The sequence below is a fragment of the Streptomyces sp. NPDC002884 genome (assembly GCF_040295245.1).
Taxonomy (GTDB): Bacteria; Actinomycetota; Actinomycetes; order Streptomycetales; family Streptomycetaceae; genus Streptomyces.
Genome location: NZ_JBEOVB010000006.1, coordinates 261,932 through 284,447, shown reverse-complemented (window position 1 = coordinate 284,447; position 22,516 = coordinate 261,932). Strand labels below are relative to the sequence as shown.

The 22,516-nt window shown below is 72.0% G+C and carries 23 protein-coding genes; 6 read left to right on the top strand and 17 right to left on the bottom strand.

Going from position 1 to position 22,516, the window contains the following annotated elements; all coding sequences use genetic code 11:
* Positions 1 to 26: 26 nt before the first annotated feature.
* Positions 27 to 734 carry a TetR/AcrR family transcriptional regulator gene (locus ABT070_RS15890; protein WP_351760236.1) on the top strand — a complete coding sequence of 236 codons (708 nt, stop codon included), beginning with the start codon at positions 27 to 29 and terminating at the stop codon, positions 732 to 734.
* A gap of 41 nt (positions 735 to 775) precedes the next feature.
* Here ABT070_RS15890 and ABT070_RS15885 read toward each other — a convergent pair whose 3' ends face one another.
* Genes ABT070_RS15885 through ABT070_RS15875 form a run of 3 tightly spaced genes read right to left on the bottom strand, consistent with a single transcriptional unit; the run spans position 776 to position 3,846 of the window.
* Positions 776 to 1,930: an acyl-CoA dehydrogenase family protein gene (locus ABT070_RS15885; protein WP_351760234.1), complete on the bottom strand. Its 1,155-nt coding sequence runs from the start codon at positions 1,928 to 1,930 to the stop codon at positions 776 to 778.
* 1 nt (position 1,931) lies between these two features.
* Positions 1,932 to 2,990 (bottom strand): 2,3-butanediol dehydrogenase, encoded by a 1,059-nt coding sequence (locus ABT070_RS15880; RefSeq protein WP_351760232.1) that lies wholly within the window; start codon positions 2,988 to 2,990, stop codon positions 1,932 to 1,934.
* A gap of 40 nt (positions 2,991 to 3,030) precedes the next feature.
* Positions 3,031 to 3,846 (bottom strand): enoyl-CoA hydratase/isomerase family protein, encoded by an 816-nt coding sequence (locus ABT070_RS15875; RefSeq protein WP_351760229.1) that lies wholly within the window; start codon positions 3,844 to 3,846, stop codon positions 3,031 to 3,033.
* A 142-nt stretch (positions 3,847 to 3,988) separates the two neighbouring features.
* On the opposite strand from ABT070_RS15875, the gene ABT070_RS15870 reads away from it, so the two are divergent.
* Complete coding sequence (locus ABT070_RS15870) at positions 3,989 to 5,521, top strand: acyl-CoA synthetase (RefSeq protein ID WP_351760226.1); 1,533 nt, start codon at positions 3,989 to 3,991, stop codon at positions 5,519 to 5,521.
* Positions 5,522 to 5,524: 3 nt separating this feature from the next.
* Entirely contained in the window at positions 5,525 to 6,295 is a 771-nt protein-coding gene (locus ABT070_RS15865) for an SDR family NAD(P)-dependent oxidoreductase (protein WP_351760224.1), read from the top strand.
* Between the two features lie 87 nt (positions 6,296 to 6,382).
* On the opposite strand, the gene ABT070_RS15860 is transcribed toward ABT070_RS15865, so the two are convergent.
* From ABT070_RS15860 to ABT070_RS15845, 4 genes are all read right to left on the bottom strand, one after another.
* A complete protein-coding gene (locus tag ABT070_RS15860; protein WP_351760221.1) occupies positions 6,383 to 7,141 on the bottom strand; it encodes an IclR family transcriptional regulator in 759 nt (252 codons plus the stop codon).
* 287 nt (positions 7,142 to 7,428) lie between these two features.
* Entirely contained in the window at positions 7,429 to 8,442 is a 1,014-nt protein-coding gene (gene dmpG, locus ABT070_RS15855) for a 4-hydroxy-2-oxovalerate aldolase (protein ID WP_351760219.1), read from the bottom strand.
* Positions 8,439 to 9,410 (bottom strand): acetaldehyde dehydrogenase (acetylating), encoded by a 972-nt coding sequence (locus ABT070_RS15850; protein WP_351760217.1) that lies wholly within the window; start codon positions 9,408 to 9,410, stop codon positions 8,439 to 8,441. The genes dmpG and ABT070_RS15850 overlap by 4 nt, the downstream gene beginning before the upstream one ends.
* The gene (locus ABT070_RS15845; RefSeq protein ID WP_351760215.1) at positions 9,407 to 10,264 is read right to left on the bottom strand and encodes a 2-keto-4-pentenoate hydratase; all 858 of its coding nucleotides are present in this window, start codon (positions 10,262 to 10,264) and stop codon (positions 9,407 to 9,409) included. Before ABT070_RS15845 ends, ABT070_RS15850 begins: the two co-directional genes overlap by 4 nt.
* 274 nt (positions 10,265 to 10,538) lie before the next feature.
* Between ABT070_RS15845 and ABT070_RS15840 the strand changes: the two genes are divergently transcribed.
* Positions 10,539 to 12,137, top strand: coding sequence for an FAD-binding protein (locus ABT070_RS15840; RefSeq protein ID WP_351760212.1), 1,599 nt, complete (start codon positions 10,539 to 10,541; stop codon positions 12,135 to 12,137).
* A gap of 136 nt (positions 12,138 to 12,273) precedes the next feature.
* Here ABT070_RS15840 and ABT070_RS15835 read toward each other — a convergent pair whose 3' ends face one another.
* Positions 12,274 to 12,843, bottom strand: coding sequence for a TetR/AcrR family transcriptional regulator (locus tag ABT070_RS15835; RefSeq protein WP_351760210.1), 570 nt, complete (start codon positions 12,841 to 12,843; stop codon positions 12,274 to 12,276).
* A gap of 81 nt (positions 12,844 to 12,924) precedes the next feature.
* Complete coding sequence (locus ABT070_RS15830; RefSeq protein ID WP_351760207.1) at positions 12,925 to 13,785, bottom strand: alpha/beta fold hydrolase; 861 nt, start codon at positions 13,783 to 13,785, stop codon at positions 12,925 to 12,927.
* Between the two features lie 165 nt (positions 13,786 to 13,950).
* On the opposite strand from ABT070_RS15830, the gene ABT070_RS15825 reads away from it, so the two are divergent.
* On the top strand, positions 13,951 to 14,826 hold the full coding sequence (locus tag ABT070_RS15825) for a VOC family protein (RefSeq protein ID WP_351760204.1): 876 nt from the start codon (positions 13,951 to 13,953) through the stop codon (positions 14,824 to 14,826).
* Positions 14,827 to 14,882: 56 nt separating this feature from the next.
* Here ABT070_RS15825 and ABT070_RS15820 read toward each other — a convergent pair whose 3' ends face one another.
* From ABT070_RS15820 to ABT070_RS15805, 4 genes are read right to left on the bottom strand one after another with little or no spacing between them, the layout of a single operon-like run.
* Positions 14,883 to 15,071 (bottom strand): ferredoxin, encoded by a 189-nt coding sequence (locus ABT070_RS15820; protein WP_351760201.1) that lies wholly within the window; start codon positions 15,069 to 15,071, stop codon positions 14,883 to 14,885.
* 15 nt (positions 15,072 to 15,086) lie between these two features.
* Positions 15,087 to 15,899 (bottom strand): mycofactocin-coupled SDR family oxidoreductase, encoded by an 813-nt coding sequence (locus ABT070_RS15815; RefSeq protein WP_351760198.1) that lies wholly within the window; start codon positions 15,897 to 15,899, stop codon positions 15,087 to 15,089.
* Positions 15,900 to 15,906: 7 nt separating this feature from the next.
* Positions 15,907 to 16,128 (bottom strand): hypothetical protein, encoded by a 222-nt coding sequence (locus ABT070_RS15810; protein WP_351760195.1) that lies wholly within the window; start codon positions 16,126 to 16,128, stop codon positions 15,907 to 15,909.
* On the bottom strand, positions 16,125 to 17,270 hold the full coding sequence (locus tag ABT070_RS15805; RefSeq protein ID WP_351760192.1) for an amidohydrolase family protein: 1,146 nt from the start codon (positions 17,268 to 17,270) through the stop codon (positions 16,125 to 16,127). Before ABT070_RS15805 ends, ABT070_RS15810 begins: the two co-directional genes overlap by 4 nt.
* 176 nt (positions 17,271 to 17,446) lie before the next feature.
* Between ABT070_RS15805 and ABT070_RS15800 the strand changes: the two genes are divergently transcribed.
* Positions 17,447 to 18,310 carry a mycofactocin-coupled SDR family oxidoreductase gene (locus ABT070_RS15800; RefSeq protein ID WP_351760189.1) on the top strand — a complete coding sequence of 288 codons (864 nt, stop codon included), beginning with the start codon at positions 17,447 to 17,449 and terminating at the stop codon, positions 18,308 to 18,310.
* A gap of 7 nt (positions 18,311 to 18,317) precedes the next feature.
* Here the strand turns inward: ABT070_RS15800 and ABT070_RS15795 are convergent, their stop codons facing one another.
* From ABT070_RS15795 to ABT070_RS15780, 4 genes are read right to left on the bottom strand one after another with little or no spacing between them, the layout of a single operon-like run.
* The gene (locus ABT070_RS15795; RefSeq protein WP_351760187.1) at positions 18,318 to 19,301 is read right to left on the bottom strand and encodes an NADPH:quinone oxidoreductase family protein; all 984 of its coding nucleotides are present in this window, start codon (positions 19,299 to 19,301) and stop codon (positions 18,318 to 18,320) included.
* Entirely contained in the window at positions 19,298 to 20,467 is a 1,170-nt protein-coding gene (locus tag ABT070_RS15790; RefSeq protein ID WP_351760184.1) for an acyl-CoA dehydrogenase family protein, read from the bottom strand. Before ABT070_RS15790 ends, ABT070_RS15795 begins: the two co-directional genes overlap by 4 nt.
* Before the next feature lie 17 nt (positions 20,468 to 20,484).
* A complete protein-coding gene (locus tag ABT070_RS15785; protein WP_351760181.1) occupies positions 20,485 to 21,252 on the bottom strand; it encodes an SDR family NAD(P)-dependent oxidoreductase in 768 nt (255 codons plus the stop codon).
* Positions 21,253 to 21,262: 10 nt separating this feature from the next.
* Positions 21,263 to 22,411, bottom strand: a complete 1,149-nt coding sequence (locus tag ABT070_RS15780; RefSeq protein WP_351760178.1) for an acyl-CoA dehydrogenase family protein — start codon at positions 22,409 to 22,411, stop codon at positions 21,263 to 21,265.
* Positions 22,412 to 22,516: the final 105 nt, after the last annotated feature.

Here is a 22,516-nt window from a genome sequence, read left to right as displayed (position 1 = left end):
CCGCACAGCAGGCGGGGAGTGGAGCAATGCCCAGACCACCGGGCCACGGACCGGGTTTCGAGGTCAGACGCCAGAAGATCATCGACACGGCCGCCGAGCTGTTCGCCCGCCAGGGCTACGCGGCGACCTCCGTCAACGACCTGGGCCGGGCGGTCGGGCTCGCCAAGGGAGCGCTGTACTACTACATCGACTCCAAGGAGAACCTGCTGATCGAGATCCAGTCCCGGGTGATGACCCCGCTGCTCTCCCGGGCCCAGGACATCGCGGCGCTCGACGCGGATCCGCTGGTGCGGCTGCGCCTGCTCTCGGAGTCGCTGCTCACGATCATCTTCCGCAGGCTCGACCACATCTGGGTCTACGAGCACGACTACCGCAGCCTCACCGGCGACTACCTCCAGACCCTGCTCGGCCAGCGCGCCGAGTTCGAGCTCCTGGTCCGGGGGCTGCTCACGAAAGCCATGGAGCGGGGCGCCTTCCGCGCGGTCGACCCGCACGTGGCCACCCTCCAGTTCCTCAACCTGCACAACCACACCTACCAGTGGGTGAAGCCGGACGGCCACTGGGACGCCGCGTACCTGTCCCGCGCGTACTGCGACACCCTGCTGCGCGGGTTCGGCGCGCCCGGTGCCGCCCTGCCGGACGTGGAGGAGGCGGCGGCGGCCTTCAAGCGCGACCGTCCCGATCTGCCCCTCAACCCCGAAGCCGAATGGCGGTCCGCCTCGGTGGCGAGCTGACCGCGGGGGCCCGCGGCACGCGCCGCGGGCCCCCGCGCCGCTCACACCCGCTTCACCAGCGCCCTGGCGATGACATCGCGCTGGATCTCGTTCGTGCCCTCGCCGATCTCGAGGATCTTGGCGTCGGCGTAGAACCGCGAGATCTCCGACTCCCGCACATAGCCGTAACCGCCGTGGATCTGCACCGCCTGGGAGGCGGCCCGGTTGGCGACCTCGGAGGCGTACAGCTTCGCCATGGCGGCCTCGGTGCCGTACGGGCGCCCCTGGTCGGCGAGCCAGGCGGCGCGGTAGACCATCCACCGGGCGGCCTCGAACTCCGTGCCCATATCGGCGATCTTGTGGGCGACGGCCTGGAACGCCGACAGCGGACGGCCGAACTGGTGCCGTTCCGTGGCGTGTTTGAGGGCGAGCGCGAGGGCCGCCCTGGCCAGCGACAGCCCGAGGGCGGCGACGCTGATCCGGCCCTTGTCCAGCACGGAGAGGAACTGACGCAGCCCGCCCCCCTCCTCGCCGATGAGATGGCCGTCGGGGACGAAGCAGTCGCTGAAGACCAGTTCGCGGGTGTCCATGGCGTGCCAGCCGAGCTTTCTCAGCTTGGCCCCGCACGTGTAACCGGGGGTGCCGGTCGGCACGTAGAAGGTGGCGAAGCGCTTCCGCCCGTCCTCGTCGCGGCCGGTGGTGGCCAGCAGGGTGACGCCCTGGCTGATGTCGGTGCCGGCGTTGGTGATGAACATCTTGGTGCCGTTGATCACCCAACCGCCGTCCGCCCGGCGGGCGGTGGTGGTGATGCCGGCCGCGTCGGAACCGGCGCCCGGTTCGGTCAGGCCGAACGCGCCGAGGGCCTCGCCCCGGGCCAGCGGAGCCAGCCAGCGGTGCTTCTGCTCCTCGGTGCCGTAGGCCAGCAGCGGCAGGGTGGCGATGGTGGAGTGCGCGTTCCAGGAGGAGGCCACCGACTGGTCGGCGGCGCCGAGTTCCTCCATGACGGCGACATAGGAGACCATGTCGGACCCCGCGCCCCCGTACTCCTCGGGGACCAGCATGCCCATCAGGCCGAGTTCGCCGAGCTTGGTGAAGACAGGGGTGGGGAACTCCTCGTCCTCCGACCACCGGGCCGCGTTCGGGGCGATCTCCTTGGCCGCGAACTCACGGACCATGTCCTGCAGGTCCCGGGTCTCCTCCGGCAGGTCGAAATCCATGTCACAGTCCCTTCGGGGTCAGCAGAACCTTGAGGTGGCGGGCCCGGTCAGCGGCCAGGTCCGCGAAGACCCCGGCTCCTTCCGAGAGCGGGAAACGTCCGGTGATCAGGGCGGACGCGTCCAGGCGTCCGGTGCTCATCAGGTCGATCACCCGGGGGATGTCGAACTGGTAGCCGAGCGTGCCGACCACCGAACGCTCGTAGAAGACGAGTTGGCCCATGTCGAACTCGACGCTGCCGTGACCGACGCCGGCGAGCACGACCCGGCCGCCGCGCCGGACGGTGGAGACGGCCTGCCCCGCGAGCGCGGGGACGCCGGTCGCGTCGATGACGACGTCCGGGCCGATCCGGCCGGTCCTCAGGAACACCTCGCGGCGGACATCGGTCTCGCGCGGGTCGAACGCCTCGGTGACGCCGAGCCGCAGGAGCGACTCGCGGCGCCCGGCGAGGGGTTCGCTCACATAGAGCCCGGCGGCGCCGGCGATCCGGGCGGCCAGGACGACCGCGACGCCGATCGGGCCGCCGCCGACGACCAGGACGTTGTCGCCCGGCCGGACGCCGGCCCGGGTGACGGCGTGCAGGCCGACCGCGAGGGGTTCGGCGGCGGCCGCCATCTCGTCGCTCACGTTGTCGGGGAGCCGCGTGAGCCCCGCGATCGGCACGGTGACGCGATCGGCGAAGGCGCCGGGCGAGGCCAGGCCCACCGAGCCGCTCCGGGGACAGATGTGGTACTCGCCGCGCGCGCACCAGAAGCAGACGCCGCACCGCCAGACGGGATCGGCGGCGACCCGGTCGCCGACCGCGATCCCGGGCACGTCCGCGCCCAACGCCAGTACGGTGCCGCTCAGTTCGTGCCCGAGGGCGAGCGGCGGACTGGCTCCGGTCAGCGGGTGCGGACCGGAGCGGATCATGTGCGGCCCCTCGAGGAACTCGTGCAGGTCGGTGCCGCACACCCCGCACCAGGAGACCTCGACCACGGCCTCGTGCGGCCCCGGCTCGGGCGGGTCGGGTACCTCCTCCAGCCGCAGGTCGAGCGCGCCGTGCCAGCGCAGTGCCTTCATCTTCTCCACCCCTTTCGTGTCGTACGGTCCCGGCGCGCGGCTAGTCGTCGTCCGCCGGGCCCCCGAAGCGCGCCTTGCCGGGGCCGTGTTCGAGGAACGACCGGATCCCGGTGGCGGCGTCGTCCGTCCCGAAGACCCCCGTGAACAGGGACCGTTCGAGCGCGAGCCCGGCGGACAGGCCGGAGTCGGCGCCGTGGTCCACCGCCTCCTTGATCGCCTCCAGGGCGGCGGCCGGCCCCTCGGCGAGCCGCCGGGCATAGCCCAGCGCCGTGCCGTACACCTCGCCCGCCGGCACGACCTCGTCCACCAGCCCGAGCCGCAGCGCCTCGTCGGCGCCCACCCGGCGGCCGGTCATCAGCAGGTTCTTGGCCCGCGACGGCCCGATCAGCCGGGTCAGCCGCTGGGTGCCGCCCGAGCCCGGCATGATCCCCAACTGCACCTCGGGCTGGCCGAGGACCGCGTCGTCGGCGGCCACCCGGTAGTCGGCGGCGAGGGCCAGTTCGAGGCCGCCGCCGAGCGCGTACCCGGTGATCGCGGCGACGACCGGCACCGGCAGCCGGGCCACCTCGTCGAAGGTCCGCTGCAACGCCCGGTTCCAGCCCCGTACGTCCTGCGGGCTCATCGCGGCCAGGGCCCCGACGTCCGCCCCGGCGGCGAACAGCCGCTCCCCTCCGTACAGCACCACGGCCCGCACCGCGCGGCTGTCGGCGAGTTCGCGCACCCCGGCGGCCAGCTCGCTGCGCTGAGCGGTGTCGAAGGCGTTCATCGGCGGGTGGTCGAGCCGGACCGTGACGACGGGTCCGTCGGTGTCGAGGCGGATGCGTGGCACGGGGGCCTCCTCCGTGGGAAGCGACATCACGCCCGCCTGGATGGTTGTCGACCGGTGCGCTCCGTCGTAAAGTGCGGCAAGAGTTTTATAGACCAAGAGGTACACTAAATCTTGGGAGCGGGCAACCGACCGGTCGGGACAATCCCGGCCGCAGAGCCGGAGAGTCGCCGTGCACAATTTCTCGAGCATCCTCGATCACCATGTGGCCCAGCGGCCGGACGCCGTGGCCGTGACGCAGGAGGACCGCCGCCTGACGGTCCGCGCCCTCCATGAACGGGTCAACCGGCTGGCCGCCGGTCTGACGGAACTGGGCGTCGGGCGCGGCGACGTCGTGGGCCTGCTGCTCTACAACAGGCCGGAGTTCCTGGAGCTGGTGTACGCCGTCAACCGCGTCGGAGCCGTCTTCCTGCCGCTGAACTACCGTCTGTCCGAGGACGAGTGGGCGTACATCCTCGACCACTCCCGGGCGAAGGCGGTCGTCACCGAGCCGGAGTTCCTGCGGGCCGTGGACCGCATCGCCGCAGAACCGAGCGGGCTGGAGCGGCGGATCCTGGTGGACGGCGACGCCCCCTCGGACCGGTGGACCGGTTACGAGGCCCTGCTGGAGCGGCACCCGGGCGCGCGGGTGGAGCCGGTGGACGTCGAGCCGGACGACCTCCAGCGTCTGATGTACACCTCCGGCACCACCTCGCGGCCCAAGGGCGTGCGGATCACGTACGGGAACCTGCACGCCAAGAACGTGGCGCAGATCGTGCAGTTCGGCCTGACCTCGGCGGACACCACTCTGGTGGCGGGGCCGCTGTACCACGTCGGCGGTCTCGACATGCCCGCCCTGCCGGTGCTCTACGCGGGCGGGGGCGTCGTCCTGCAGCGCAGGTTCGACGCCGCCGGCGTGCTGCGGGCCATCCAGGAGCACCGGGTCACCAACGCCTGGCTGGCGCCGGTCATGGTCAACGCGGTGCTGGAGGTCCCGGACCGGGAGTCGTACGACACCACCTCGATGCGGTTCATCGTGGGCGGCGGCGAGAAGACCCCCGAGCCGGTCCTGCGGCGGATCATGAACGCCTTCCCCAACGCCTGGTTCGCCGACGCCTACGGACTGACAGAGACGGTCTCCGGCGACACCTTCCTCGACCGGGAGCACGCGCTGTCCAAGCTCGGTTCGGTCGGGCGTCCCGTGCCGCACACCCGGGTCAGGATCGTCGACGACATGGACCAGGAGGTCCCGGCCGGGGAACTGGGCGAGATCACGCTGCGCGGCCCGAAGGTCTTCGCGGGCTACTGGCGCGACGAGAAGGCCACGGCCGCCGCGCTCAGGAACGGCTGGTTCCACACCGGGGACATCGGGCACGTCGACGAGGACGGCTTCCTCTTCATCGACGACCGGAAGAAGGACATGATCGTCTCCGGCGGGGAGAACATCGCCACACCCGAGGTCGAACGGGTCCTCTACGAGCACCCGGCCGTTCTGGAGGCCGCCGTGGTCGGCCTGACCCACCCCCGCTGGGGCGAGGTCCCCCGGGCCTTCGTGGTGTTCCGCCCGGGCGCGAGCGCCGGGGCGGACGAGCTGCGGGAGTTCTGCCGGGAGCGCCTGGCCAAGTTCAAGGTGCCGGCCCGCATCGACCTCGTCGGCGAACTCCCCCGCACCCCTTCGGGCAAGGTCCTCAAGCGGACCCTGCGCGACATCCCCGTGGAGGGCTGAACAGTGGCCGACGTCAACACCGATCTGCGCCTCGACGGCAGGACCGCCTGGGTGACCGGCGCGGGCAAGGGTCTCGGCCGGGCGGTCGCGGTCGCCCTGTCCCAGGCCGGGGCGGACGTGGCGGTGACCGCCCGGACGGCCGCCGACCTGGAGAGCCTGGAGGCCGAACTCGCCGGGCACGGTGGCAAGGTGCTGGTGCTGCCCGGTTCCGTCGCCGACCCGGAGGCGGTCCGCACGGCGGTCGGGCGGATCACCGGGGCGACCGGACGACTGGACGTCCTCGTCAACTGCGCGGGCATCAGCCCGCACTTCACCCGCAGCGAGTTCGTCACCGACGAGGACTGGCGGCGGGTGCTCGACGTCAACCTCCAGGGCACCTTCACCTGCTGTCGCGAGGCCGGCAAGGTCATGCTGGAACAGGGCTCCGGTTCGATCGTCAACGTGTCGTCGGTGCACGCGAGCACGGGCTTCGAGCGGATCGCCGCGTACGCCGCGAGCAAGGGCGGCGTGGAGGCCCTCACCAGGGCGCTCGCCGTCGAGTGGGCGGACCGCGGGGTGCGCGTCAACGCCCTCGCGCCCGGCTACTTCCGTACGGACCTCAGCTCGGGGCTGCTGGAGAGCCGCTGGGGTGAGCGGATCGTCCGGGGCACTCCGCTCGGCCGGGTGGGCGAGGCCGGGGAACTGGGCGGCGCGGCGGTGTTCCTCGCCTCGGACGCCTCCCGGTTCGTCACGGGTACGACCGTCACCGTGGACGGCGGCTGGACGGCGTGGTGAGCGACGTGGTGAGCGGCGCACGGGCGGCCGGCTGACGCGGCCGGCACCGAGGAGGGCCGCCCCGGGACTCGCCGGGGCGGCCGCGCGCTATCCGAGGACGTCCGACGCGTCCCGCCGGTACGACTCCGGCATGCCGAAGAGCTCCTCGGAGACGGCCCGCACCGCGCCGACCACCAGCGGGGCCACGAGCTCCAGCGAGGAGCGGCCGTCGCCGACCACCGATATCGCCCCGACCGGACCGGCGGGACCGCGCAGCGCGAGGCCGACGCAGCCGAGCTCCGGGAAACACTCGCCCCGGTCGATCGCCAGTCCGCCCCGCCGGCGCACCAGGCCCAGTTCGCGGTGCAGTTGGCCGAGATGGCCGATGCTGTGCGGGGTACGGCGCTCGATCAGCTGCGCGTACCGCGTGTCGATCTCCTCCGGGCTCAGCCAGGCGAGCATGGCCTTGCCGAGCCCGGTGCAGTGAGCGATGGCGCGGCCGCCGACCTTCGACGGGATGTCCACCGCGGCCCGGCCCCCGACCTTGTCGAGGTAGTAGATCTCCGGCCCGTCGAGCACGGCGAGGTGGACGACCATCCTGGTCCGCACGGCCAGGTCCAGGAGGTGGGGTGCGGCGGCGGCCCGCAGCGCGCTGTGCCCGATCTCCCGGCCTCCCAGGCCGAGCGCGCGGGTTCCCAGCGTGTATCCGGCCACCGTGTGGCGCAGCCAGTCCAGCCGGACCAGCTGGTCGAGTATCCGATGCGTGGTCGAGCGGGGCAGATGGGTCCGCCGTGAGACCGATTCGAGCGTCAGATGCGTCTGTGGACGGTCGAACAGGTCCATGATCAGCGTCACACGCTCCATCATCGACGGAGGCGACGCGGACCCGTCGACCTCGGAGGATCGCGAGTTCAGGCGAAGGGCAGACGTCATCGTCGGTGCCTCTCTGATCAAACTGAAATCAATTCTAGTTCGGCGCCGGCGTCAAGGTATCAATGCCCCGGGACGCAGAGAAAGAGTCGTGCACCAATTTATTGGGACGATCGGTCCATTTATTTCGGACGCAAAAACGTACCGCTCCCCGGGAGATCCTTTCCGGGAAGCGGTACGTCCGATGAGCGGTACGTCCGGCGAGCCGTGCGTCCCTGCCGACGTCAGCCGTGGGTGAGGTCGAGGGCGATGTCCACGATCATGTCCTCCTGCCCTCCGACGAGGCCGCGCCTGCCGACCTCCTCCAGGATGGTGCGGGCGTCCAGGCCGTACTGCTGCGCCGCGGCCTCGGCGTGACGCAGAAAGCTGGAGTAGGCGCCGGCGTAGCCCAGCGTGAGGGTCTCCCGGTCGACGCGCACCGGCCGGTCCTGGAGGGGACGGACCAGGTCCTCGGCGGCGTCCTGAAGGGCGTACAGATCGCAGTCGTGCTTCCAGCCCTGGAGGTTGGCGACGGCGACGAACGGTTCGATCGGGCAGTTCCCGGCGCCCGCGCCCTGTCCCGCGAGCGAGGCGTCGACCCGGGTCACCCCCTCCTCGACGGCCACCACGGAGTTCGCCACCGACAGGGAGAGGTTCTCGTGCGCGTGGATGCCGATCTGGGTGTCCGGGTCGAGCACGTCCCGGTAGGCGCGGATGCGGTCGCGTACTCCGTCCATGGTCAGCCGGCCGCCGGAGTCGGTGACGTACACGCAGTGCGCGCCGTAGGACTCCATCAGCCGGGCCTGCCCCGCGAGTTCCTCCGGTGCCGCCATGTGGCTCATCATCAGGAAGCCCGAGACGTCCATGCCGAGCTCCCGGGCGGTGGCGATGTGCTGGGCCGCCACGTCCGCCTCCGTGCAGTGGGTGGCGACGCGCACCGAGCGGACCCCGAGGGCGTGGGCCCGCTTCAGTTCGGCGATGGTGCCGATGCCGGGCAGGAGCAGGGTGGTGAGGACCGCGCGGTCGACGGCGTCCGCCGCCGCCTCGATCCACTCCCAGTCGGTGTTGCTGCCCGGCCCGTAGTTGAGGCTGCCGCCGGCCAGTCCGTCGCCGTGGGCGACCTCGATCGCGTCCACCCCCGCCCGGTCCAGGGCCGCGGAGATCCGGGACACGAACTCGGGCGTGATCCGGTGCCGGACGGCGTGCATCCCGTCCCTGAGGGTGACGTCCTGCACGTAGAGCCTGCGGGTGGCGGTCACTCGGTCACCTCGGTGGTCGCTCGCCGGGCGATGCGCTCGGCGACGCGCAGGGCCGCCGAGGTCATGATGTCGAGATTGCCCGCGTAGCCGGGCAGGTAGTGGGCGGCGCCCTCCACCTCGAGGAACACGGAGACCTTCGTGGTCGCCGCGGAGCGGTCGCCGTCGGGCAGCAGGGTGTGCACCGGGTCCCCGGCGGGCACCGGCGTGAACTGGACCCGCTGCTTGAGCCGGTAGCCCGGCACGTACTCGGCGACCTCGGCCACCATCTCCTCGACGGAGGCCCGGACCGCGTCGTGGTCCGCCTCGCCGATCAGGCAGTACACCGTGTCCCGCATGATCAGCGGCGGCTCCGCCGGGTTCAGGACGATGATCGCCTTGCCCCGGCGGGCGCCGCCCACCTTCTCGATGGCACCGGCCGTGGTCTCGGTGAACTCGTCGATGTTGGCCCGGGTGCCGGGCCCGGCCGACCTGGAGGCGATCGAGGCGACGATCTCGGCGTAGGGCACCGGTGTGACCCGGCTGACCGCGTGGACGATCGGGATGGTCGCCTGGCCGCCGCAGGTGACCATGTTGACGTTGTCGACCGTGGCGCCGGACCGCGCGGCGCCTTCCAGGTGTTCGTCGAGGTTCACCGGTGGCACCACGTACGGGCCGATCGCGGCGGGGGTGAGGTCGACGAGCCGCTTGCCGTACGGGGCGAGCTTCTCGGCGTTCTCGGCATGCGCCTTCGCCGACGTGGCGTCGAAGACGATCTCGATGTCCTCGAAGCCGTCCATACGGATCAGGCCGTCCACTCCCTCGTGCGTGACGGGGACCTTCAGGCGCGCGGCGCGCGCCAGGCCGTCCGAGTCCGGGTCGATGCCGACCATCGCGGCCATCTCCAGGGTGTCGGACAGGCGCAGCACCTTGATCATCAGATCGGTGCCGATGTTGCCGGAGCCGATAACGGCCACCTTGGTCTTCGTCATCCGTGTTCCTCGAGTTCCTCGGGGGCCTTGGCGGCGTCGGGCGTGAAGGTCGCCGTCACCGGACCCAGGCCCGACAGCTCGGCCCGTACGGTGGTGCCCGGCGGGGTGGGGACGAGCGGGCCCAGGGCGCCCGAGAGCACGATCTGTCCGGCGCGCAGCGGGTCGCCGAACTCCCTGGCCGTGCGCGCCAGCCACAGCAGCGCGGCGAGCGGATCGCCCAGACAGGCCGCGCCGTCGCCCTCGGAGGCGAGCTCTCCGTCGGCGTACAGCCGCATGGTCACGTCCCGGGGGGTGAACTCCCCGAGACCGACCCGCTGCCGGCCGAGCACGAACAGGCCGCTGGACGCGTTGTCGGCGACCGTGTCGGTGATCGCGATGTCCCAGTCGGCCACCCGGCTGTCCACGATCTCCAGCGCGGCCACGGCGTGTCCGACCGCCGACCGGACCCGGTCGACGTCGAGGTCGTCGGCGTCCAGGTCGGCGGCGAGCACGAACGCGATCTCCGCCTCGACCCTGGGCTGGAGCAGCCGGTGGCTGGGGACGGCCGGCAGGGCGGTGACGTCCATGTCGTCCAGGAGGACGCCGAAGTCGGGCCGGTCGACCCCTACTTGGCGCTGCACCGACTCGGACGTCAGCCCGATCTTGCGGCCGACGACCCGGGCTCCGGCGGCGATCCGGTCGCCGATGACGCGTTGCTGGACGGCGTAGGCGAGGCCGATGTCGGTCGCGCCGAGCAGTTCCCGTACCGGCGCGCAGGGCTTGTGGTCATGGGCTGCGCGGGTGAGTCGTGCGGCCGCCTCGGTCACCGCGGTCTCACGGTGCCCGACGGCCGTCGGTTCCCGAACGTCTGTCATCGCCATCCTCACCTCGTGCCGGCCTCCAGCCTGGGCCGCCGTGCCGGACGGCGGCCCGGGGCGTTCCGCTCACCGGGACTCGCTCATCGGGCCCCGGGCGTCGGCGACCGGGACCGGGCGGGTCTCGCTGAGCGAGATGGCCTGACGGCGGGCCCGCGCCGCCTCGTTACCGTCGCCGTGGCCTCCCGGGAGTGCGCCCTGCCGACTCCACTAACGCGGCACGCGCCGGGACCCACCCCCCACCAAGAACGTCGGCACTCATGAGGAGGTTCGGATGAGCATCAACGAGGATGCCTACGACGTGATCGTCGTCGGGTCGGGCGGAGGTCTGGTCGGGGCGTACGTGGCGGCTTCGCGCGGCCTGCGCACGCTCGTCGTCGAGAAGACCGACCGGGTCGGCGGCACGGTGGCGTACTCCGGCGCGGGTCTGTGGTTCCCGGGGTCCGCGCCGCTCGGCCGGGCCGGGCTCGGGGACGACGTCGAGGAGGCGCGGACGTATCTGCGCGATGTCGTCGACGACCCGTCCCGGGAGGCGCTCCAGGACGCGTACCTGGCGGCCGGGGTCCGGCTGATCGACGAGCTCGAGCAGAACCCCTGGTTCCGTTCCTTCGTCCACGGGCCGGTTCCGGACTACTACGCGTCGAGCCCGGGGGCGTCGCCCACGGGACACACCGTGTTCCCGCCGCCGCTCGACGTCAGCGAGCTCGGCGGGCGCAGGGCGCTGGTCCGCGACTGCCTTCCCACCGAACGGTTCGGCTTCGACGAGGGCCCGGTCCTGGTCGGCGGCCGGGCGCTGATCGGCCGGGCGCTGTCGGCGTTCCTGGAGACGGGAAACGGCGAACTGCGGCTGAACACCGCGCTGGAGAGCCTGGTCGTGGAGGACGGCCGGGTCACCGGTGTCGAGGTCGTCAGCGACGGCGAACGGGTCCGGATCCGGGCCGGACGGGGCGTGCTGCTCGCGGCCGGCGGCTTCGAGCGCGACCGTGAGCTCCGCGAGAAGCACCAGTCGCCGCTCACCGGAGAGTGGTCCGAGGGCGCACCGGCCAACACGGGGGACGCCCTGCGGGCGGGCATCGCGGTGGGTGCGGACACCGACCTGCTGGACGAGGCCTGGTTCGTGCCGGGGCTCGTCCACCCGGACGGGCTGCCGCTCTTCCACACGGGCACCCGGGGCGGGATCTGGGTCAATGGCGCGGGCGAGCGCTTCGTCAACGAGACACGGCCGTACGACCAGGCCGGGCACGAGATCGTCCGGCTGCACGCCACCACCGGCGTCCGGCACATCCCGGCCCACTGGGTGTTCGACCAGCGGCAGCTGGACCGGGACGGCATCGGCTTCCCGCCCGCCACCCCGGGACCCGAACAGTGGCTGGCGTCGGGCGCGCTGAAGAAGGCCGACACCCTGGAGGAGCTGGCGCGTCTGATCGACGTGCCGTTCGAGGGGCTGAAGCGGACGGTCGAGGAGTTCAACGGGTACGCGCGGACCGGCGTCGACGAAAGGTTCCGGCGCGGGGAGACGCCGTGGGACCGGATGTTCCACCACATCGTCCCCTTCCCGGCCGACCCCCGGCAGAACATCCCCGCGAAGCCGGCGCCGGAGTGGCCGAACCCGCTGCTCCTGCCCCTGGACACGGCGCCGTTCTACGCGGCGACCATCGTGCCGTCCGACATCGGCACGAAGGGCGGCCTGAAGACCGACGCCCACGCGCGGGTGCTGCGGCCCGACGGCCGGCCGGTCGACGGCCTGTACGCCACCGGGAACACCGCGGCCGCGATGTCGGGGCGCGTGTACCCGGGTGCGGGCACCCCGATCGGCTCGAGCCTGGCGTTCGGATACCTGGCGGTACTGGACATGGCCGGGACGACGGACTGACGGAACGGGTGCGCCCGGGAAACGGTGACCGTCCCGGGCGCTCCGCCGTGCGCTCTGTCCTGTGTTCGGCCCTGTGCTCCGCCGCGTGCTCGGTCCTGTGCTCCGCCGTGTGCTCGGTCCTGTGCTCCGTCGCGCGCTACGCCGCGGCGATCAGCCGCGCGGCGAGCCGCAGGTCGTTCTCCCCCTGCTCGGTGGAGATCTCCTCGGTCAGCACGGCCACGAACAGCCCCCACCAGCTGTAGACGAGCAGCCGCACCCTGCCGCGCTCGGTCTCCGCGTCCGCCCCGCCCCCGAGCAGTCGCAGGAGCCGCTGTCCCAGCGCCCTCTCCACGATGTCGATCCGGGCCGGGACGGCGCTCGCGTACTCGGTGAACGACGACAGCGCCACGGCCGAGGCCAGCAGGCGGCTGTCCAGCAGTTTCCCGGTCAGCGCGATGAGCGTCTCCGCCACCTCCGTCGCGGGGTCCGCCGGCTCGTCGGCCGCCGGACCGCCGTCGCGGCCTCCGAGGAACTGTTCGATGTGCCATTCGAGGACCGCGAGGAACAGGTAGGGCTTGGACGGGAAGTAGCGGTACAGCGTGGCGATGGCGACGCCGGATTCCTTGGCCACGTCGTGCATCTGCACCCGGGAGAGCCCCTCGCGCGCCCCGAGTGCGGAGGCGGCGCTCAGGATACGGACCCGCCGGGCGGCCTGGCGGCTCGACATCGGGTCGGCGGGTCGCCGAGCCCGCGCGGGTCGTGGCACGTGGTCGTCCCCCCTGTCGTCGGCTGCTCCCGCCGTCGGCACTCAGCCGGTCTCCGGGCGGGTCAGGAAGGCCACCACCGCGCTCTCCCAGGCCGCTTTCTGCTCGATCATCGCCCAGTGCCCGCAGTCCGGCAGCACGTGCAGTTCGGCCTTGGGGATGGTGCGCAGCGGCAGCAGCGCGTTCTCCAGCGGTGTCACCCGGTCGTCCCGGCCCCAGGTCAGCAGAGTGGGCGCGGTGACCTTGTGGAGCGCGGCCCAGACAGGCTGGTCCGACTGGGCCTGGGCGGCCAGGACGGCGGCCATGGCCTGCCGGCCGTAGATCCGGCGGGACGCCTCCAGGGTCGCCGGATCGGTGGCGCTCGCCCACCGTTCCTCGATCAGTTCCCCGGTGAGCAGGGCCGGGTCGTGGACCATCGCCCGCAGCCACTGCACGAGGTTCTCCCGGGTGGGGTTCTCGGCGAACTCCACCAGCAGGTTCAGCCCTTCGCTGGGCGCCGGCGAGAGGAGGTTGCGGCCCACTCCGCCGATGGTGACGATCCGGCGGAACAGATCCTTGTGGGCGACCGCGAGCCCCACGGCGACGAAACCGCCCATGGAGTTCCCGATGACGTCCACGCGGTCGAGACCGAGGCCGTCGAGGAAGCGCAGGACGGCCTTCGGACCGGCCGCCATCGGGTTCTCGGCGGTCGGGTCGCTGACCCCGAAGCCGGGGAACTCCAGCGCGAGGCAGCGGAAGTGGCGGGCGAGCACGGGAAGGTTGTCCCGGTAGTTGCGCCAGCCGGTGACTCCCGGCCCGGACCCGTGCAGCAGGAGCAGCGGCGGTCCGTCGCCCGCCTCGTGGTAGCGCAGGATGCCGTCGTCGGTGCGCAGTTCGCGCAGGGTGTCCTCGTGGCTGAGTGTCATGGCGGTCACCGTCGCACCCGGGGACGGCCCTTCGCCGTGCGTCTCCCGATCAGTGGGACGCCCGCGGCCACGTCGGCCCAGGGCTGTCTACCGTCGCGGACATACCGATACCGGGGGTGCCCGACGGGCCGCCCGGGACCTGACCACATGTGAGGGGAGGACCTGATGGGTGTTCGCTCACTCGGGTACCTGCGTCTGGAATCCGACGACCTGGGCAGGTGGAAGGCGTTCGGAGCCGACTTCCTCGGCCTGATGCCCGTCGAGGGCGGTGACTCCGCGTCGCTGTCCTTCAGGATGGACGACCACCCGGCCCGGATCGTGGTCTCCGCGGGGGAACAGCCCCGGATGACGGCCCTGGGCTTCGAGGTCCTCGACGAACGGGAGCTGGCGCGTCTGGTCGTGGGCGTCGAGAAGGCCGGGATCCAGGTGACGGCCGGCACCGAGGCCGAGGCCGCGGAGCGGAAGGTCACGGGCTTCGTCAGGTTCGACGACCCGGGCGGCAATCCGGTCGAGCTGTTCTACGGCACGACCCTCGACCATGTGCCGGTCCAGACCCCGCTCGTCTCGAAGTTCGTCACCGGTGACATGGGCTTCGGGCACGCGATCATCTCGGCCCAGGACGCGCGGACCACGTTCGACTTCTATGTCGAGGTCCTCGGCTTCATCGAGCGCAACACCATGCGCTCTCCGGGCGGCACGACCTGGTTCATGGGCTGCAACGCCCGTCACCACACGCTCGGTGTCACGCCGATGCCGGGTCCCGGGCGGCTGCTGCACTTCATGGTCGAGGGCGCGGCCCTGGACGACGTCGGGCGCGCCCTCGACCGGGCCGCCGCGTACAAGGTGCCGATGATGCACTCGCTCGGCAAGCACACCAACGACCACATGGTGTCGTTCTACGTGTGGTCGCCGGAGAACTACGCCGTCGAGTTCGGCTGGAACGGCCTGAAGGTGCCGGAGCCCGTCCCCGTGTACGAGATCACGGACGGCGCGTTCTGGGGCCACCACTTCACGCCGCCGCCGCCGCAGCCGGCCGGCTGAGCGGCGGGCGCCCACGGCCGAGCCCCACGGTCCGAGGACCGTGGGGCTCGGCCGTGTCACTCGACGGTGATCGCCCGTTCCGGGCAGGCCCGTTCTCCGTCACGGGCCGCCTCTTCGAGGGCCCCCGGAACCTCCCGGTCGACGGGCAGCGCGTAGCCGTCGTCGTCGAGCCGGAAGAGCTGCGGCGCCGCCGCCGCGCACCGGGCGTGCCCGGAGCACGAGGACGTGTCGATCGTGATCTTCATGCGACCCACCCCGTTCTACGGCTTGTTGGTCGACCCCGCGTCGACGGTGAACTGCAGGCCCGTGACGTATCGCGCCTCGTCGGAGGCGAGGAAGAGGACCGCGTTCGACACGTCCCGCGGCTCCACGTACGGGGCGAGGGGGTTCATCGCGGCGAGGGCGAACAGCGGCTCCCGCGCGGCGAGTTCCTCCACGGGGACGCCGACGGTGATGCCCGTGTCGCTGACGCCGGTGGGGTGGACGGTGTTCACCCGGACGCGGTGCGGGGCGAGTTCGTTGGACAGCGCCTTCATCAGACCGACCACGCCGTGCTTGGCGGCCACGTAGTGGGCGTACGGCACATGCCCGCGGATACCGGCGGCTGAGCTGATCATGATGATGGAGCCGCCCTGCCCGGCCTCGATCATCCAGGGGATCGCGGCCCGCGCCGTGTTCCAGGCGCCCTTGAGATTGACGTCGACGACGACGTCCCAGACCTCCTCGGACAGCTCCCAGGCGGAGCCCGAACTCATCACGCCGGCGTTGGCGACGACCACGTCGAGCCGCCCGAACCGAGCCCGCGCCGCGTCGACGGCCGCCCGCACCTCGGCGATCGAGCGGACGTCGGCCTGTACGGCGACGCACCGTCGGCCCGTCGCCCTGACCAGCTCCGCCGTCTCCTGGAGCTGTTCCTTCGACGCGAGCGGGTACGGCAGTTCGTCGCTGATGTCGTGGCAGACGTCGGTGACGACGACGTCCGCGCCCTCCTCGGCCAGTCGCACGGCATGGGAGCGGCCCTGCCCCCGCGCCGCTCCCGTGACGAGCGCGACCTTTCCCTCCACACGCCCCATGGCGGCCTCAGTCCTTCTTCGCGTGGTCGGTGAGTTCCCCGGCGGCCTCGCGCAGGGCGCGCAGCCGGGTCCGCAGGAGTGCGCGCTCCGCCTCGTCGGAGTCGCCGAGTCCGGCGAGGCGTACGTCCGTCTCGGCGATCTCGGCGAGCAGCCGGCCGTGCGCCTCCTCGACGGTGAGCAGGTCCAGGTCCGTCCAGTCGGAGCGCTCGGACTCCGGGCGCCGGCTCATGCGGGGAGGTTGTAGAGGCGGCGGGTGTTGAGCTCCACGATCTGGTGCACCTCGTCGTCCGGGACGTCGGCCAGCACCTCCGCCGCGTAGGCGCGGGACTTGGGCCAGTAGGAGTCGGAGTGCGGGTAGTCGCACTCCCAGGTGATCTTGTCGATGCCGACGTGGTGCCGTACCTCGACGCCGAACCGGTCGTCGATGAAGCAGCCGTGGAAGTGCTTGTGGAACAGCTCCGACGGCCGCACGCTCTGGTTGACGTTCTGGTAGAAGCGGTGCCTCTCCCAGGTGCCGTCGCTGCGTTCCAGCAGGTACGGGATCCAGCCGATGCCGCCCTCGGACAGACCGATCTTCAGCTTGGGGTGCTTGTGCAGCACCGGGGAGAACAGCAGGTCGGCGGTGGCGAACATGGCGTTGCAGCCGAACAGGGCGATCGTCACGGCGAACGGGGCCTCCTCGGCCGTCTTCGGCGGCCTGCCGGAGGTGCCGAAGTGCAGGCACAGCGGCATGTCGGTCTCCTCGGCCGCCGAGAACATGGGGTCCCAGTGGTCGGTGTGGAAGGAGGGCAGACCGCGCGGGGCCGGGTTCTCCGGGAAGGAGATCGCCTTCGCCCCCTTGGCCGCGGTCCGGTGGATCTCCGCGACGCAGGCCTGCACGTCCCACATCGGCATGATGACCAGGGGGATGAGCCGCCCCGGCGCGGTGGCGCACCACTCGTCGAGGACGAAGTCGTTCCACGCCTGCACGCACAGCAGCGCCAGTTCACGGTCCTTGCCGTCCAGGAAGACATGGCCGGAGAACCCCGGGAACGACGGGAAGCACAGGGCGCCCCACACCCCGTCCAGATCCATGTCGCGGATCCTGGCCCCGGGGTCGTAACAGCCCGGGATCATCTCGTCGTAGCGGGTCGGTTCGAGGCCGAACTCCTCCGGTTTCTTCCCCGCGACGGCGTTGAGGCCGATGTAGGGGTGGATCCGGTCCTCGTACACCCACACCTCGGCGGGCGCCTGCCCCGCTCCCCGCGGCTGCTCCACGATGCGTGGCCCCGCCTCCCGGAACCTCGCGGGCAGACGGTCCGACCACAGTCGTGGGGGCTCGATCAGATGGTCGTCGGTCGACAGCAACTTCATCCATGGCTGCAACGGCATCCTTGTGCTCCCTCGGTCTCGGGGACTCTCTAGCACTCGGCGGATTGTGTGCACTGAACACGTCCCGCTCAGCGGAAACGATCGACAACAGCGCGTGGATTTCCGAGATCATCAAGAACTGCCCGGCTTCCCGCGCCGGTATTCAGGCTACTCTTTTTTCGAGGGAAGGAGACCCCATGGGTCGAGTGCAGGACAAGGCCGTCTTCATCACGGGGGCCGCGCGCGGCCAGGGCCGGGCGCAGGCGGTCCGGCTCGCCGCGGAGGGAGCCGACATCATCGCCGTGGACCTCTGTGCGGACATCGCCACCAACGGCTATCCGCTGGCCACCGAGGAGGACCTGGACGAGACGGTGCGCAAGGTCGAGAAGCTCGGCCGGCGCATCGTCGCCCGCAAGGCCGACGTACGTGATCCGGCGGCGCTGAAGGCGGCCGTGGCCGACGGGGTGGCCGAGCTGGGGCGGCTCGACGCCGTGGTCGCCCAGGCCGGGATCTGCCCGCTGGGCCCCGGGCAGAGCGCGCAGGCCTTCCTCGACGCCGTCACCGTCGACTTCAACGGGGTCGTGCACGCCGTCGACGCGGCCCTGCCCCATCTGCCCGACGGCGCCTCGATCGTCGCGACCGGATCGATCGCCGGGCTGATCCCCGCGACCACCGACAATCCGGCCAACGGGCCCGGCGGGCTGGGCTATTCGTTCGCCAAGCGCCAGGTGGCCGCGTTCGTGCACGACCTGGCGACCGTGCTCGCGCCGCGGCGGATCCGGGTCAACGCGCTGCATCCCACCAACGTCAACACCGACATGCTCAACAGCGACCTCATGTACCGCTCGTTCCGGCCCGACCTGGAGAACCCCGGCCGCGAGGACGCGCTGCCCTCGTTCCCCGCGACGACCGGCTTCGGCATCCCCTACGTCGAGCCGGAGGACATCGCCGACACCGTCCTCTTCCTCGTCTCCGACGAGTCCCGCTACGTCACCGGCATGCAGATGCGCGTCGACGCCGCCGGCTACGTCCGGCGGCGTCCGCAACTGCCCACGTTCTGAAGGCCCTTCACGGCGGCCCGGTCAGGTCGATGACCACCTTGCCGGTGGTGCGCCGCCGCGCCACGTCGGTCAGGGCGGACGCCACCTCGGCGAGGGGGTGGACACGGGAGACGAGCGGGCGCATCCCATCCCCGACCAGCCGGGCGAGCTCCCGGTCCCCGGCGGCCACCGCGTCGGGGGCGTACCGGCGCAGCATGCGGATCTCGAAGCCCCGTACCACCGCGTCCTTGAGCAGCACCAGGTTCAGCGGGATCCGGGGGATCCTCCCGTCGGCGTAGCCCACGGTCACGAACCGGCCGCCCCGCCGCAGCGCGCGCAGGGCGGCCTCGGCGTGGTCGCCGCCCACCGGGTCGACGACGAGGTGGACGCCGTCGCCGCCGGTCAGCTCACGGATCCGCGTCTTGAGGTCCTCGCGGACGTAGTCGACACCGGCCTGCGCGCCGAGCTTGCGGGCGACCTCCAGCCGCTCCCGGCTCGATGCCGCCGCGACGACGCGGATCCCGAGGCGGGTCGCGATGTCGACGGCCGCGGTGCCGACCCCGCCCGCCGCCCCGAGCACCGCCGCCCACTCCCCCGCCGTGCCCCGGCCGACCGTGACCAGGGAGTGGTAGGCGGTCGCGTACGTCACGTGGAAGGCGGCGGCGTGGACCATGTCGAGCCCGTCGGGGACGGGGCGCAGACCCGCGACGGGCACCACGACCTGCTCGGCGAACGCGCCCGTCAGCACCGCTCCGGCCACCGGCGAGCCCACCGGGGGGCCGGACACCCCCGGCCCCAGCGCCGCCACCACACCGGCGAACTCGCTGCCCGGCGTGAACGGCGTCGGCGCGGACACCTGGTAGCGGTTCGCCACGAGCAGGACGTCCGGGTAGTTGACCGCGGCGGCCTGCACCCGGACCAGCACCTCGCCCGGGCCGGGTTCCGGGTCGTCCAGTTCCACGACCTCGAGACCGCCGGGGGGCCCGTGGTGCGTACAGCGTGCGGCTCTCATCGTGTCCTTCCGGTGGTCGGCGTCGCCGGGTCCCTGGGCAGGCCCAGCACCTGTTCGGCGATGGTGTTGCGCTGGATCTCGGCGGTGCCCGCCCCGATCGTCGAGGCCCGGGTGCGCAGGAAGCCCCACACCCAGCGTCCGCGCTGGACGGCGTGCGGGTCGTGGCGGCCGAGGATCCCGTACGGGCCCAGCAACTCCAGCGCGAACTCGTGCAGTTCCTGCTCGAAGGTCGCGATGAACAGCCGTGACGTCGAGGAGGCCGGTCCCGGCTCGCCCCTGGCCATGATGTCGGCGATGGTCCGCATCCCGGTGAGCCGCATGATCGTCACCCGGATCTCGAAGTCCGCGAGCCGGTCGCGCACCAGGGGGTCGGCGGTCGCCCCGCGTTCGTGCGCGAGCTCGATCAGCTCGTCGAGCACACGCCGGTACAGGGCCGCCTGGTTCATCGCTCCGGCGGCGCGTTCGTGGCCGAGGCTCGTGCGGACCAGCGGCCAGCCGCCGTTCTCGGGGCCGATCCGGTCGGCGACGGGGACGCGTACGTCGTCGAAGAAGATCTCGCAGAAGTGCGCGTCCCCGGTCAGGTCCCGCAGCGGACGCACCTGGACGCCCGGCGCGTGGGCGTCGATCAGCAGGTAGCTGACGCCGTCCTGACGGGAGCCGGGGGGGCCGGTGCGGACGAGCGTGAAGAGGACGTCGGCGATGTCCGCCGCGCTGTTCCACACCTTCTGTCCGTTGACGACGTACTCGTCGCCCTCCCGGCGGGCCGTCGTGCGCAGTGCCGGGAGGTCGGAGCCCGCCTCCGGTTCCGAGTAGCCCTGGGCCCATACGGCGTCCCCGCGCAGCATGGGGCGCAGAAAGCGCTCCTTCTGCTCGGGTGTGCCGTACGTGATCAGGGTGGGGGCCGCGATGCCGAGCCCGGTGCCGAGCGGCCCCGGCACCCGGGCTCGCGCGTACTCCTCCTGGTAGATCACCTGGCGGGCGAAGTCCAGGTCCATCCCGCCGTACTCGCGCGGCCAGCTCGGGCCCGCGTACCCGGCGTCGAACAGCGTGGCCAGCCAGGCCTTCCGCCAGGCCAGCCGGTCGACTGGGTCCTTCGGGCGGCGGCCGGGGTGGTGGTCGGTCAGGAAGGCGCGCAGACCGGCGCGGAAGCCGTCGGCCGAACTCATCGCAGTCTCCCGCCCGTTCAGCGCGGAGCCATGCGCAGGGCGCCGTCGAGCCGGACCGTCTGGCCGTTGAGGTAGGGGTTCTCCAGCATCTCCACGGCGAGGCGGGCGAAGTCGTCGGGGTCGCCGAGGCGCCCGGGGTGCGGCACGGTCGCGGCGAGTCCGTCGCGGATGTCGGCACGCAGCCGGCCGAGCATGGGGGTGTCCATGATGCCCGGCGCGACGGTGTTGACGCGGATCTGCCAGCTCGCCAGGTCACGGGCGGCGACGAGGGTCAGGCCGTGCACGCCCGCCTTGGCGGCGGTGTAGGAGGTCTGGCCGATCTGGCCGTCGAAGGCGGCGACGGAGGCGGTCAGGACGACGGCTCCCCGGTCGCCGTCCACGACGTCGTTGCCGGCGAGGCGGGCGGCGGCCAGACGCAGCACGTTGTAGGTGCCGATCAGGTTGACCCGTACGACCTCGGCGAACGTGGCGAGATCGCCCGGGGTGCGGTCGCGGTCGATGATCCGGGTGCGGTCGCCGCCGCGTCCGGCGCAGTGCACGACGCAGCGCAGCGGGCCGAGGCGCCCGGCGGCGTCGAGGGCGGCGGTGACCGCGTCCTCGTCGGTGACGTCGGCGTGGACGAAGCGGGCGGCGTCGCCGAGGTCGGCGGCCGCCTTGAGGCCCTGCTCCTCGGAGAGGTCGGCCAGGACGACCCGGCCGCCCCGGTCGATGACGCGGCGCGCGGTGGCCAGTCCGAGGCCGGAGGCGCCCCCGGTGACCAGAACCGCTGAACCGTCGATGTTCACTTGGATCTCCTCACAGGCCCAGGGACTTGCTGATGATGGTCTTCAGGACCTCGCTGGTCCCGCCGTAGATGCGGGACACCCGGGCGTCGGCGTACAGCCGGGCGATCGGGGACTCGAGGATGTAGCCGTAGCCGCCGTGCAGTTGCAGACAGCGGTCGACGACGCGGCCCTGTGTCTCGGTGCAGAACAGCTTGGTACGGGCCGCGTCGGCCGGGGCGAGCTCGCCGGCCACCAGCGCCGTGACCGCCGCGTCCAGCAGGGTCTGGGCGGCCTCCAGCTCGGTGGACATGGCGGCGAGTTCGAACTTCGTGTTCTGGAAGTGGGCGACCGGTCTGCCGAACACCGTCCGGTCGCGGACGTGGGCGAGGGTCAGGTCGACCGCGGCGCGGGTCTGCGCGACGGCGCCGACCGCGATGGCCAGCCGCTCCTGGGCCAGGTTGCGGCCGAGGTGGGTGAAGGCGGCGCCCTCCTCGCCCAGCAGGTTGGCGGCGGGGACCCGGACGTCGTCGAAGAACAGCTCCACGGTGTCCTGGACCGGCAGGCCGATCTTCTCCAGCCTGCGCCCGACCGTGAACCCGGGCGTGCCCTTCTCCACCACGAGGAGGGACAGACCGGCGCGCCGGTCGTCCGGGTCGCCTGCGGTGCGGGCCACGACGATCACCAGGTCGGCGTGGTGGCCGCCGGTGATGAAGGTCTTGGCGCCGGTCAGGGTGTAGTGGTCGCCGTCGCGCACCGCCCGGGTCGTGATGCCGGCGAGGTCGGACCCCGCGCCCGGTTCGCTCATCGCGATCGCGGTGTACAGCTCTCCCGAGGCCAGCCCCGGGAACCAGCGGGCCCGCTGCCCGGCGTCGGCGAGGCCCGTGAAGTACGGGACGACCACGTCGAGATGGGTGCGCAGGCCGCCCGGTGTGACGCCGGCGCGTGCGCACTCCTCCTGGATGACGACGTTGAAGCGGTAGTCGTCCCGGCCGCCCCCGCCGTACTCCTCGGGGATGGCCGTGCCGAGGATGCCGAGCTCGCCCATCGAGGTGAACAGCCCACGGGGGACGAGTGCGGCGCGCCGCCAGTCCTCGTACACCGGGAGCACTTCGCGGGCGAGGTAGTCACGGACCAGGAGACGGAAGTCCTCGTGGTCCTGTTCGAACAGGGTCCGGCGCATCGGATCTCCTTCGACCGTCGACCCTATTCAGTATACGTAATTAGCTGTCGCCGGGACAGCAGTACGCCCCATGACCCGAGAAGGGGGCATGGGGCGCAGGTAATA